General features: G+C 63.2%; 11 protein-coding genes. 6 read left to right on the top strand and 5 right to left on the bottom strand.

All coding sequences use genetic code 11. From position 1 onward, the window contains the following. The first annotated feature begins 50 nt into the window (after positions 1-50). Positions 51-689: an FABP family protein gene (locus tag G9U53_RS18645; RefSeq protein WP_039973378.1), complete on the top strand. Its 639-nt coding sequence runs from the start codon at positions 51-53 to the stop codon at positions 687-689. Between the two features lie 144 nt (positions 690-833). Continuing rightward, a complete protein-coding gene (locus G9U53_RS18640; protein ID WP_165639043.1) occupies positions 834-1,874 on the top strand; it encodes a type IV toxin-antitoxin system AbiEi family antitoxin domain-containing protein in 1,041 nt (346 codons plus the stop codon). A gap of 233 nt (positions 1,875-2,107) precedes the next feature. Here the strand turns inward: G9U53_RS18640 and cydC are convergent, their stop codons facing one another. From cydC to G9U53_RS18615, 5 genes are all read right to left on the bottom strand, one after another. Further along, positions 2,108-3,796, bottom strand: a complete 1,689-nt coding sequence (cydC, locus tag G9U53_RS18635; RefSeq protein ID WP_165639042.1) for a thiol reductant ABC exporter subunit CydC — start codon at positions 3,794-3,796, stop codon at positions 2,108-2,110. After that, positions 3,786-5,474 (bottom strand): thiol reductant ABC exporter subunit CydD, encoded by a 1,689-nt coding sequence (gene cydD, locus G9U53_RS18630; RefSeq protein ID WP_165639041.1) that lies wholly within the window; start codon positions 5,472-5,474, stop codon positions 3,786-3,788. Before cydD ends, cydC begins: the two co-directional genes overlap by 11 nt. Before the next feature lie 58 nt (positions 5,475-5,532). Beyond that, a complete protein-coding gene (gene cydB, locus G9U53_RS18625; RefSeq protein ID WP_003939727.1) occupies positions 5,533-6,576 on the bottom strand; it encodes a cytochrome d ubiquinol oxidase subunit II in 1,044 nt (347 codons plus the stop codon). Between the two features lie 9 nt (positions 6,577-6,585). Then, positions 6,586-8,085 (bottom strand): cytochrome ubiquinol oxidase subunit I, encoded by a 1,500-nt coding sequence (locus G9U53_RS18620; protein WP_007733830.1) that lies wholly within the window; start codon positions 8,083-8,085, stop codon positions 6,586-6,588. A 154-nt stretch (positions 8,086-8,239) separates the two neighbouring features. Beyond that, the gene (locus tag G9U53_RS18615) at positions 8,240-9,103 is read right to left on the bottom strand and encodes an aminodeoxychorismate lyase (protein ID WP_007733829.1); all 864 of its coding nucleotides are present in this window, start codon (positions 9,101-9,103) and stop codon (positions 8,240-8,242) included. A gap of 79 nt (positions 9,104-9,182) precedes the next feature. On the opposite strand from G9U53_RS18615, the gene G9U53_RS18610 reads away from it, so the two are divergent. From G9U53_RS18610 to G9U53_RS18595, 4 genes are all read left to right on the top strand, one after another. Next, on the top strand, positions 9,183-10,304 hold the full coding sequence (locus G9U53_RS18610; RefSeq protein ID WP_007733828.1) for a folate-binding protein YgfZ: 1,122 nt from the start codon (positions 9,183-9,185) through the stop codon (positions 10,302-10,304). Beyond that, the gene (locus G9U53_RS18605) at positions 10,301-10,969 is read left to right on the top strand and encodes an MOSC domain-containing protein (RefSeq protein ID WP_050654783.1); all 669 of its coding nucleotides are present in this window, start codon (positions 10,301-10,303) and stop codon (positions 10,967-10,969) included. Before G9U53_RS18610 ends, G9U53_RS18605 begins: the two co-directional genes overlap by 4 nt. Further along, the gene (locus G9U53_RS18600) at positions 10,966-11,919 is read left to right on the top strand and encodes an asparaginase (RefSeq protein WP_003940365.1); all 954 of its coding nucleotides are present in this window, start codon (positions 10,966-10,968) and stop codon (positions 11,917-11,919) included. The genes G9U53_RS18605 and G9U53_RS18600 overlap by 4 nt, the downstream gene beginning before the upstream one ends. Before the next feature lie 202 nt (positions 11,920-12,121). After that, entirely contained in the window at positions 12,122-12,325 is a 204-nt protein-coding gene (locus G9U53_RS18595) for a DUF3073 domain-containing protein (protein WP_003940337.1), read from the top strand. The last annotated feature ends 143 nt before the right edge of the window (positions 12,326-12,468 follow it).

The following is a 12,468-nucleotide window of genomic DNA, read 5'->3' as shown; positions in this document are numbered from 1 at the left end:
CGGAGTCAGGCTCCGACGCGACCGCTGACGATTCCGCCGCTGCAGGTGCCGTGAGGCGCGGCAGCGGGGACGAAGCTGTCGCCATCGCCGTCGAGCGCTCCAAGTCGACGGCGTCGCTCAACATTCCGACCCTGCCGGACCTTCCGTTGCCGGAGGACACCGCAAACCTGCGCCTCGGCCCGGACATCAATCCCGAACTCCTCGCGCTTCTCCCCCTCGTCGGTGTCTGGCGCGGCGAAGGTGAAGGACACGACGAGAACGGCGACTACGCCTTCGGTCAGCAGATCGTCATCTCGCACGACGGCGGCCCGTACCTCAATTGGGAGTCCCGGTCCTGGCGCCTCGACGCCGAGGGCAAGTACGTGAGCCCCGATCTGCGCGAGAGCGGTTACTGGCGCATGGGCGGCGACGGCATCCCGGGCAGCGTCAACCAGGAAGTGGTCGAACTCCTGCTCAGCCACAGCTCCGGTGTCGTCGAAATGTACTACGGGCGCGCACTCACCCAAGCGTCGTGGGAACTTGCCACCGACGTGGTGATCCGCAGCCAGTCCGGTGCACTGTACGGCGGCGCGAAGCGTCTTTACGGCATCGTCGAAGGCGGCGACCTCGCGTACGTCGAAGAGCGGATCATGTCTGACGGTGGCCTGGAACCGCGTCTCTCGGCCCGCCTGACGCGCTACATCGGCTAGCTCTGCTGTGCGCCTTTATTAACCCCCGGCGGTTAATAAAGGCGCACAGCAGATTTATCCACAGGCACCGACAAATTCCACAGGCGGACTTCGGAGCGGCATCTTCGACCGATTCTTGTCGGTCCGCGATCTCACGGTATTCGCATGAGCTGCGACTACATCGATCCTGATCTCCGAAGACTCTTCGACTTCCAGCACGGGCTCGCGACCAATAAACAGCTGCGCCCTTTCGGCTATTCACCGCGGCGCATCCAACATCTGGTCGAATCGGGTCAATGGACTTCCGTCCTCCACGGCGTTCAATCCAGCACCAACGGCCCACTCAACCGAGCAATGATTCTCGAGGCCGCCCTTCTCTTCGGCGGCGGAGAGACCTACCTGAGTCACCGGACGGCAGCTGAAGAGTGGGGACTCACGCACATCGAGTCCGAACTGCCGGTCCACATCACAGTCCGATACGGCAGATCCTCGCGCTGTCAGAGTCCGACGGTCAGACCCGAACGCTCCCCGGCGCGCCCCGTTCCGTTGGGGTGGTCCACTGCCCATCCCGGAGTGATCGTTCATCGTTCACGCGCTCAGGCCCACATCGGCGTTGCCACTCAGCCTGCTCGTACTTCGCTGGCCGACACCGCAATTGACCTGGCGGTTGCAGAGCCGTCGGCTCGCGACGCCGCTCGTTCTCTGGTTCGCTCGGCCACGGCGTGCAAAGTGTCACGGATGGAATTGCGCACCCGAATGGAATGCCGACGGCCGAGGCGATATGTCAAAGCGCTGTCCTCGACATTGGACCTGTTGGATCGCGGTGTCCAGTCGGTACTCGAGCATCGCTACGCAATCGAGGTCGAGCGAGCACACGGTTTGCCGGAAGCACGACGGCAATCGCCGGTCCTCGTCGATGGGAGAACTCTCTACGAGGACGTCGACTACCGCAATTGCGGTGTCGCACTGATCGTTCGACTCGACGGATTTGCCTTCCACTCTTCTCGAGCGACTGCACTGCGTGATCGTCGGCGAGGAAACGCATCCGAACTGTCAGGCAACGCCACACTGGTCTTCGGTTGGGAGGAGGTGGAGGGGGCCTCGTGCCGAACTGCAGCCGAGGTCAGAGCCATCCTCGAGCGCGGTGGATGGTGGGGGCCTAATCCTTGTCCACGCTGTGCGCCTTTATTAACCGCCGGGGGTTGATAAAGGCGCACGGCACGAAGCGACCCCCGAGCCACACCCACGCTTTCGCGCGGATCCCGGTCGGACTGATCGGGGGCTCGGGGGTCGGGTGGCTGCCTGGGATTCGCCGGCCGCTCACGCGGTAAGTGAATTCCATCAGCGATTGCGGCTAGCTGGCAGCCACCTCACGCGTCCGTCTGTACTTCAATTTCAGACCACCTCCTTCCTTGTGTACAGGAGAAAGTACGCCCACTTCACGATGACGGCAACGTATTTTCCACAGAAACTTTTCCGACGCATATCACCTGGTCAGCTGCTGTGCCGTCCGGAAGTTGGTGGGTGACGACAACAACGGTTCGCGAAGAATCGACCAGCGTTGCGTCACGACTGAGCAACTCGCGGAGCAACTGATCGCCCGCCTCCGCGTCCATGTGCTCGGTCGGCTCGTCGAGCAGCAGCACCTCCGCAGGCGAGACGATCGCGCGTGCCAACAGCAACCGACGACGCTCACCGCCCGAAACCGCTCGCATACCGCCGACCAGGTAGGTATCGAGCCCGTCCGGCAGTTCCGACAACCAGTCGCCGAGACTAACTGCGGCAAGTGCCTTCTCCGCGTCCTCGGCGGTGAGGTCACCCCGCGCAACGCGCAGGTTCTCGAGTACCGACGTCTCGAAGAGGTGTGCGTCCTCGGCGAAGTACCCCACGTGCCGACGCAGCTCGGCCGGATCGATATCCGAAACGTCCACCGAGTCAACACGAACTGTTCCCGCGACGGGCGGCAGCAGTCCCGCCATCGTCATCAGCGCAGTGGTCTTTCCGGATCCGCTCTCGCCGACGACGGCAACACGAGCACCGCGAGGAAGATCCACCGACAGCGGTTCGGTCACCTTTCCCCCGGGCCAACCCGCCCGCAACGCGTGCACACTCAGGACCCCGTCCTCCGGCCACGCACGATTTCCTTCAACGTGTTCGGCGTCGGCTCGATCGAGTACCGCCATGATGCGTGCCGACGCCAGCCGCGCCTTGGTCAATGCCACCGCCGCGCTGGGCAGTATCGCGGTTCCCTCGAAAGCCGACAGCGGAAGCAGTACAAGGATTCCCATGGACATCGGTGACATCTCGGTGGTTCCGTACAGCGTAATTCCGATCAGCAGGGCACCGAGGACGCTCACTCCGATTGCCAGGGGCGTGGCAGCGGCGGCAAAGGCACTCGGGACCGCCGCGCGATCGGTTGCGTCGACCACATCGTTCTCGGCGGACACAGCCTCGCTCACCGCCTGATCCAAGCGACCCGATACCCGGAGCTCGGCGGAATGGTCGAGGGCGGTCACCGCGGACTCACTGAATCGCGCTGCGGCAGCAGAACTGTCGGCCTCGGCGAGTCGAGCAGCACGAGCCGACAGCCAGGGTGCCGCGATCCCGGACACCGCCAGCGCAACAGCCAGGATGAGCGCGGCCGGAACCGAGATGAACAACAGGATTCCCACCGCAGCAAACGCGAGGACAATCGAGACCGCAATCGGGATCAGTGCTTTGACGACGACGTCGCCCAGTGCATCCACGTCGGCGCCCGTACGTGAGAGCAGGTCACCGCGTCGTAGTCCGGCTGCTGCCGCGGGATCTCCTGCGGCCAACTGCTGGTAGATCCTCGATCGCGCCGCGGTGGTTCCGCGCAACGCGACGTCGTGCGTCGTCAATCGTTCGAGATAGCGGAAGACACCACGTGAGATTCCCAATGCGCGTACGGCAACTACCGCAACACTGAGATCGAGAACGGGGGGCATCTCCCAAGCACGCGTGATCAACCATGCGGACAGCGCGGCCAAGGCGAGTGCGCTACCGAGTGTTGCCACACCCGCCGCTACCGCCGTCAGTACGCGTCGTGGCCGAAGTTCCAGTAGCCGCAGAGCACGCAGAAGCGGATCGTGAGCGTCACTTCTCATGAGCGCGCACCTCGACGATCCGGTCAGCTGCGGCAAGCACACTCGGACGGTGGCCGATCACGACAACGGTGTCGCCACGCTCCGCCCGTGCTCTCAGAGAAGCCAACACTGTCCCTTCCGAATCCGAGTCGAGGTGAGCGGTGGGTTCGTCCAGGACAAGAACTGCGCGGTCCGAGGCAAGCACGCGTGTCAGTGCCAGCCGTTGCCGCTGCCCCAAAGACAGACCTGTACCGCCGACGCCGATCACGGTCTCGACGCCCGCAGGCAGCTCGGCCAGTACCGCGTCGAATCCCGTCGCAGCAGCGGCGCGGGTCAGTGCTTGCGCATCGACGACCCCGGTGAGATCGAGATTTTCACGAACGGTGCCAGGTAGGAGGACCGGATGCTGGGGAAGCCAGGCCAACTGACTCCACCACGCGTGCTCGTCCAGGTCTCGGACATCGACGCCGGCGACCGTCACGCGGCCACTGCTCGGTTCGATCAGTCCGAGTAGCGCGTGCACTGCCGTCGACTTGCCGCAGCCGTTGGGACCGGTGAGCACGGTGATCGCCCCTGGCAACGCCACGGCGGAAAGTTGAGACGGTGCGACTCCCCCACGAGAGGTCACGCCGAGTCCGTCGAAGACGATGTCGGCGCCTCGAGCGACCACCGTCGTGCTACCACCCTCCGGCGCGGCAGAATCCGCCTCGATAACCTCGAATGCCTTGTCGGCTGCCGCCATTCCGTCCTCGGCGGCGTGGAACTGGGTTCCCACCATCCGAAGTGGCAGGTACACCTCGGGGGCGAGGATCAACGCGACTATCCCCGGCTCGAGTGACATGTCGCCGTACACCAGTCGCAAGCCGATACTCACGGCCACCAACGCGACGCAGAGCGTTGCGAGCAGTTCCAGCACCATCGAGGACAGGAACGCGACGCGGAGAGCTGACATCGTCGTTCGCCGATGAGCGTCACCGAGTTCACGGACGCGCTCGGCAGGACCTTGCTGACGACCGAGCGCCCGCAGCGTCGGCAAACCGGCAAGAAGATCGAGCAGTTGCGAAGACAACGTGGTCATCGCTGCCAGCGTCTTCTCCGACTTACCCTTTGTCAGCAAGCCGATCAGAATCATGAAGATGGGGATCAGCGGCAGCGTCACGAAGATGATGACCGCAGACGTCATGTCCTGCACCGCAATGACTATCAGGGTGATGGGTGTCAGCGTCACCGACAAGACCAGGGCCGGAAGGTATCCCGTCAGGTACGGACCAAGGCCGTCGACACCTCGGGTGACCACGGTCGCGATCTCGTCACGCCGCGGATCCAGATCGCGAGGACTCATCGCCGTCGCCGACGTCAGCACGCCGTTCTTGATCTCGGCAACGACGCGAGTCGACGCCCGGTGCGCATACCTGGTCTGCAACCAGGTCCCCAGAACTCGGACCGCCACAGCTGCGGCGAGAACAACCAATTCGGTTGTCCACGAGGAAACATCCACAGTTCGAGTGGTGATCACTCCGGCCAGCACCCGGCCGATCATGAGCGCCGCGACGATGACCATCACGACGTTCACCATCGACAGAGCGACCGTGAGGATCAGATAGCCGCGCGCAGAAGCGGAATGTCGCCACAGCCGCGGGTCGATCGGCCCCCGGCGACGCTCCCGAGTGGTGGGAGCGTCGCCTACTTCGATAGTCACGTGAATTCGACCGTCAGTTCTTTCGTGATTCGAATGTTTCGTGATTCAAGGTTGGTGACTACCACGTCTTCTCCTTGAATCGCAGACCGATCGACGCCGGAATCTGCTTGGAGGAGATGCGCTGTCGGAACACCCAGTACGTCCAACCCTGGTAGATGATCACCACCGGCGTCATGAATGCCGCGGCCCACGTCATCACCTTGAGCGTGTACGGACTCGACGACGCGTTCTCGATGGTCAGGCTGTACGCCGGATCCAGCGTCGACGGCATGACGTTCGGGAACAGCGAGGCGAACAGCAGCACGACGGTGGCGATGACGGCCACACAGGTGAGAACGAAGGCCCAGCCTTCGCGCTCGGCCCGCGTCAGGAAGACGACGCCGATCAGTGCCGCAGCAGCGGCAGCTACCAGAATCCACGTCCATCCCTTGCCGTAGGCGAGTTGCGTCCACAGAACGAATCCGCCGGCAACAGGAATAGCTGGAATTGCCAGTCGTGCAGCAATTTTCACGGCATCTTCACGAACCTCGTCGGCACTCTTGAGTGCCAGGAACACTGCACCGTGGAGAGCGAACACCAGCGCGGTGGTCAGACCGCCGAGCAGCGCGTACGGATTGAGCAGATCGAAGAATCCCGACTCGACCTGCTTGTCTGCGTTGATCGCCACGCCCCGAACGATGTTCGCGAAAGCCACGCCCCAGAGAACTGCCGGGACCCAGGAGCCGAAGATGATGCCCCAGTCGCAACGCTGACGCCATTTGTCGTCGTCGATCTTGCTTCGCCATTCGATGGCACAGATACGAACGATCAAGGCCACCAGGATGATCAGCAGCGGTAGATAGAACCCGGAGAACAACGTCGCGTACCACTCCGGGAATGCCGCGAACATCGCGCCACCGGCGGTGATCAGCCACACTTCGTTGCCGTCCCACACCGGGCCGATCGTGTTGAGCGCTACCCGTCGACGCGTATCGGCCGGGAGGTCACTGCCTCTGCCGACGATCGGCATGAGCATTCCGACACCGAAGTCGAACCCTTCGAGGACGAAGTAACCGATGAACAGTACTGCGACGAGCACGAACCATACTTCTTGAAGTCCCATGATCGCCTCCTAGTACGCGAACGACAGTTGTTTGGGCTTGTCCGGATCTTCCGGCTCGTCATGATCTGTATCGCCCGGCGGATGCATGTCGTGCTCCAACGGGCCTTCCTTCGCGTACCGCACGATCAGCTTGAACCAGACGACTCCCAGCGCTCCGTACAGCAGGGTGAAGGTGATCAGCGAAGCCCAGACGGTAGCCGACGCGTGGTCCGAAACACCTTGGTCGACAGTAAGTCTGATCATGTCGACGCCGGTCGGGTTGGGATGCACCACCCAGGGCTGACGGCCCATCTCGGTGAAGATCCAACCGGCGCTGTTCGCCATGAACGGAGTGGGGATCGCGACCAGGCTGAGTATTCCGAACCACTTCTGGTCCGGGACCCGCCCCTTACGAGTGACCCACAGTCCCGCGAGAGCCAGTGCTGCCGAACCGGCGGCGAGGCCGATCATGGCGCGGAAAGACCAGTACGTGACAAAGAGATTCGGTCGGTAGTTACCCGGTCCGAAGTCCTGCTCCGCCTGCTCCTGCAGTTGGTTCACGCCTTGCAGTTCGACGCCGGTGAACTTGCCCTCGGCCAACCATGGAAGAACGAACGGCACCTTCAGAACGTGCGTCACGCTGTCACAGTTGTTGTGAGTGCCGATAGTGAGGATCGAGAAGTCCGGATCCATCTCGGTGTCGCACAGCGATTCCGCCGACGCCATCTTCATGGGTTGCTGCTGGAACATGAGCTTGCCTTGGACGTCACCGGTATAGATGATGCCGATTCCGGCCACGATCATGACGAGCAACGCGAATCGTGTTGCCGGGCGGTACATCGTCCGTGCGTCGGCTTCGAGGCGCTCGGCTTCGGCGGCCTCAGCCTGCTTGGCGCGGCGCATGTTCCGCACCATCCACCAACCACTGATGCCGGCGACGAACGTCGCCGCTGTCAGGAAGGCGCCGGCAACCGCGTGCGGGAAGGCAGCGAGAGCGGTGTTGTTGGTCAGCAGCTCCCAGATACTGGTGAGCTCGGCACGACCCGTTTCAGGGTTGTACGTCGCACCGACCGGATGCTGCATGAACGAGTTGGCCGCGATGATGAAGAACGCCGACGCGTTGACGCCGATCGCCACGAGCCAAATGCACGCCAGGTGTACAAGTTTGGGCAGCCTGCCCCAACCGAAGATCCAGAGTCCGATGAAGACGGACTCCATGAAGAAGGCGACAAGGCCTTCCAACGCGAGCGGAGCTCCGAAGACGTCACCGACGAATCGCGAGTACTCGCTCCAGTTCATGCCGAACTGGAACTCCTGCACGATGCCGGTGGCTACACCGAGTGCGAAGTTGATGAGGAAAAGCTTGCCGAAGAACTTGGTGAGCCGATACCAGTGGTCCTTTTTGGTGACCACCCACATCGTCTGCATGATCGCGATCATCGGCGCAAGTCCGATGGTCAGCGGAACAAGGATGAAGTGGTAGACGGTAGTGATACCGAACTGCCACCTGGAGACGTCCAAAGTATCCATTGGCTACTCCGAGAGTAGGGCCCTGGGACAGGCTTCGGGGTTCGAGACGCGGGCAGTCGCTCGGCCCCTGCGGACACGGTACTGCTGTCCGGTTTGGACCGCAGGACTTTGCTACTACCAAATGTAGTAGAGACCTGTCGCGATTCCTATTCGCCTATCGCCCTGCTGAATCCGAATCAATTGCACGTTCAACCAATTCCGCGAATTCCCCGGAGACCTTCGGCTCTGGCAATGTGAGCCCGTCGAGTGTATGGACGCGTGCGGCCAGCGTGACGCTCGAAACCATCCACACTCCGTCGGCCGCAATCAAATCCGCAGGTCGGAGGGTTTCGTATCGGCAATCGAAGCGAGCACTGCCGGCAACGTCGAACAGGGCGCGCTGCGTAGTGCCCATCAAAATGCCCTGTGCGGGAGGCGGTGTGATCAAAGTCCTGTCCCGAACGATCACCACCGTCGAGCGTGGCCCCTCCAACACATTGCCCTCGGAACTGACGAAGATCACATCGTCAGCACCCAAATTCGCCGCATATCGAAGCGCTGCCATGTTGGTTGCGTACGACAACGTCTTCGCGCCCAGTAGCTGCCAGGGTGCCCGGGCAGAGAGATCGACAGAGAAACCTCGCTCGAGAGTCATCACCGATAACCCCGATTCGCGGACCTGTCTGACCCGATCGGCCACCGGACCGACCATCACGAAGGCTGTCGGCTTGTCGCCGCTCTCACGGCCGCGGGTCAGAACGAGACGAAGGGCGCCTTCCTTCTCGGTCCCCCATTCCTCGGCAGCCATCTCGATCGCCAGACGCCAATCATCGAGAACCGGAGCGGGCAGGCCGAGTGCCCGTGCGCTCAGAACCAGTCGACTCAGGTGTCCCTCGACCACCCGGGCGCGGCCGTCGCGTACCAACAGCGTCTCGAAGACTCCGTCGCCGCGCACCACCGCCAGGTCGTCGGCGTGCAGAAACGGTGCGTCAGCATCGAGCACCTCATGGTCGAGAGTCACCAATACGCGATCAGGCATGCCATCAACCCTAACGATCCGCCAAGCCGCCGGGGCCGCCCTGTAACCGCGATCCCGCCCACACTCCTAGACTGGTCTCGTGGTCGACAACGCTCTTGTGCCCAACAGCCCACTTCTGACTTCCCCCGGCGCGGTCACCGCACCGGACGGTTCGGCCGACATCGGTGTCGCGTGGCACTACGGCGATCCTCTCGGCGAACAGCGAACCGCGCAGCGCGCAGCAGTGGTGGTCGACCGCAGTCACAGATTCGTGATCGCCATTCCCGGCGACGAACGCCTCACGTGGCTGCACACGATTTCGAGCCAGCACATCGCCGCGCTCCCCGACGGCAAGAGTGCCGAGAACTTGAGCCTGGACGTCAACGGACGCGTCGAGCACCACTTCGTGCAGACGGACCTGGCAGGTGTCACCTGGATCGACACCGAGGCGAACCGCGGACCCGACCTTCTCTCCTTCTTGAAGAAGATGGTGTTCTGGTCCAAGGCCGAACCTCGAGACGGCAACGAACTCGCGGTCCTGAGCCTGATCGGACCCGAAGCGTCAACTGTCCTCGCCGCACTCGAGGTTCAGACACCCACCGAGGCCTACGACGCTCACGCCTTGGCCGACGGCGGATTTGTCCGCCGCATGCCGTGGCCTACCGAGAACTCTTTCGATCTTCTCGTCCCACGTGAGCAACTGGCAGCGTGGTGGACCAGGCTGACCGATGCCGGCGCCAAGCCCGCCGGCAGTTGGGCCTTCGAGGCACTGCGCGTCGAAGCGACGAGGCCTCGCCTCGGACTGGACACCGACGAACGGACCATCCCGCACGAGGTCCACTGGATCGGTGGGCCGGCCGAGCACGGCGCCGTCCACCTCGACAAGGGGTGCTACCGCGGTCAGGAAACCGTCGCCCGAGTTCACAATCTCGGCAAGCCCCCGCGCCATCTCGTCATGTTGCACCTCGACGGCAGCGCCGAAGCCGTCCCGGAACCGGGTGACCCGATCACGGCGGGCGGACGGGCCGTCGGACGCGTCGGGACCGTCGTCAATCATCACGAGCTCGGCCCCATCGCACTCGCTCTGATCAAGCGGAACATCCCGGTCGACACCGAACTGATGGCCGGCCCCAGCGCTGCGTCCATCGATCCGGATTCGATCGTCGCGGACGACGCACCCCAGGCCGGACGTGAGGCTGTCAACCGATTGCGCGGAAAGTGACGGGCACGGTCGACGCGGTCTGCGTCGTCCACACCGAACGTGACAGTGGCGTCAGGCGAGTCCCCCGTACCGCGATCGACAAGCGTCCCGTCGACGGCCGCGTCGCGGTAGGACGACTCGGTCTGGGTGGCGACTACGTCTGCGACACCGAGTTCCACGGCGGTGCCTTCCAAGCTGTCTACGCGTATCAGCGCGACGAAGCGCAGCGTTGGTCGGACGAATTGGGCCGACCTCTCGGCCCCGGATGGTTCGGCGAGAATCTTCACATCAGCGGGATGCTCGTCACGGACGCCGTGATCGGCGAGCGTTGGCACATCACCGGAGCCGAGGCGTCGGACGTTCTCGAACTCGAGGTGACCGCGCCCCGCGTCCCGTGCGGCACCTTCGGCATCTGGGCCGCGGAAAAGGGCTGGGTCAAAAGATTCACCGAGCGGACCGACGTCGGCGCCTACCTTCGCGTCAACCGGACCGGCACGATCGCCGCGGGCGATTCGGTCACCCGAGTCCACGTACCGGATCACGGAGTGACTGTTCGAGAGGTCTTCGCCGGAACGGATCCTGAGCGGCTTCGACGGCTCCTCGCAGAACACACCGACCTTGCACCGAACGTCACCGCGCGCGTCCACAGGTTCATCGAACAAGCAGAAGCGCAGGTGCACTCGTGAGTATCGAATTGGTGGAAGTGGTCCGCTCCGGATTCCGCGAATGCGTGCATCGCGGATCGGCCGTCATTCTCGGCGCCGACGGCGAGGTCGTTGTCGGACTCGGGGAAATTCACACACCCATCTACCCGCGCTCGGCGAACAAGCCGCTGCAAGCCGTCGCTGCGCTTCGTAACGGCTTTGCACCCACCAGCCCGGAAGAGCTGGCCGTCGCGTCGTCCTCACATGCGGGCGAGGCCGATCACATCGAACTGGTCGCAGCGCTTCTCGCTCGCTACCAACTCGGTGTCGACCAGTTGCAGTGCCCCTCCGATCTGCCGGGCAACGAACTGGCCCGAGCCGAACTGATCGCAGCGGGCGAGCTTCCCAGCCCGATCTACATGACCTGCTCGGGCAAGCACTCCGCGATGCTCGCCACGTGCGTCGTGAACGACTGGCCGCTCGAGACGTACATGGAGCCGACTCATCCCCTCCAACTCGCGATCCAGGAGACGATCTTCGATCTCAGCGGCGAGGAAGAGCAGGAACTCGGCATCGACGGTTGTGGTCTCCCGATCGTGCCGCTCTCGCTCACGAACCTGGCTCGGGCATTCGGACGCCTGCCCTCGGCTGAGCCCGACTCACCCGAACGAGCTGTGGCCGACGCGGTCCGCGAGAACCCCTTCCTCGTCTCGGGCACCGGCCGCAACGATCAGCGCCTGATGTCCGCCGTGCCGGGTCTGTTCTCCAAGACCGGATACGACGGCATCTACGCCGGAGCGCTTCCCGACGGTTCCGCTTTCGCCCTCAAGATCGACGACGGTCACGAGCGGGCGCTCCTGCCCTTGGCGGCAGCTCTGCTCAAGCGGATGAACACCGAGTGGACCGAGGAGTTGGCGGCTCTCGCATCCGCTCCGGTCTTCGGCGGCGACGCCCGAGTGGGGACGATTCGCGCAATTCCCGGAAACTTCTGAGCAGTTCTCACAAAGTTCTGACGAGTTCTTTCAGCATCCTGGCAGCTCGCGGCCATAGTGAGAGCAATCAGACACGGCGGTGAGGCCTTCGTGGAAGCGGAAGCGACTTTTCCACGCTAGAGTGTGTGTCAGGAAACTTACACACTCAAACGGGGCCGCCAAATTCCCCAGGCCGCCCCGCGAAAGCGCGAGGGGGTCAGCCATGGGCCGCGGCCGGGCTAAGGCAAAGCAGACCAAGGTTGCACGCGAATTGAAATACAGCGTACCGACCACGGATTTCGACAGCCTGCAAAGAGAGCTCGCAGGTGGATCGACCAACTCGCATCGGAGCAGTGTCCGATCGGACCAGACTTCCGATAGGGAAGGGCATGCGCGAGAGGACGACTACGACGACTGGCGGCGTTGACCGCGCACTGCCACCGCGCAGACTGTGAAATGAGGAAGAGCTGATCGCTCTTCCTCATTTTTGCGTTCCATTTTCCGCCTCGCGTCTGCTTGCACGGACACACAAAACTGCCCCACCGGATCTCTCCGATGGGGCAGCTGACG

The sequence above is a fragment of the Rhodococcus sp. D-46 genome, assembly GCF_011290655.1.
Taxonomy (GTDB): domain Bacteria; phylum Actinomycetota; class Actinomycetes; order Mycobacteriales; family Mycobacteriaceae; genus Rhodococcus_F; species Rhodococcus_F qingshengii.
The sequence above is the reverse complement of the archived record's forward strand: the minus strand, read 5'-3'. Positions and strand labels throughout refer to the sequence as shown.

Excerpts from the sequence above, each read along its gene's own strand:
- cydB (WP_003939727.1), bottom strand. The coding sequence starts at position 6,576 with ATGGGACTTCAAGAAGTATGGTTCGTGCTCGTCGCAGTACTGTTCATC.
- G9U53_RS18595 (WP_003940337.1), top strand. The coding sequence starts at position 12,122 with ATGGGCCGCGGCCGGGCTAAGGCAAAGCAGACCAAGGTTGCACGCGAA.
- cydC (WP_165639042.1), bottom strand. The coding sequence starts at position 3,796 with ATGAGAAGTGACGCTCACGATCCGCTTCTGCGTGCTCTGCGGCTACTG.
- G9U53_RS18615 (WP_007733829.1), bottom strand. The coding sequence starts at position 9,103 with ATGCCTGATCGCGTATTGGTGACTCTCGACCATGAGGTGCTCGATGCT.
- G9U53_RS18620 (WP_007733830.1), bottom strand. The coding sequence starts at position 8,085 with ATGGATACTTTGGACGTCTCCAGGTGGCAGTTCGGTATCACTACCGTC.
- G9U53_RS18640 (WP_165639043.1), top strand. The coding sequence starts at position 834 with ATGAGCTGCGACTACATCGATCCTGATCTCCGAAGACTCTTCGACTTC.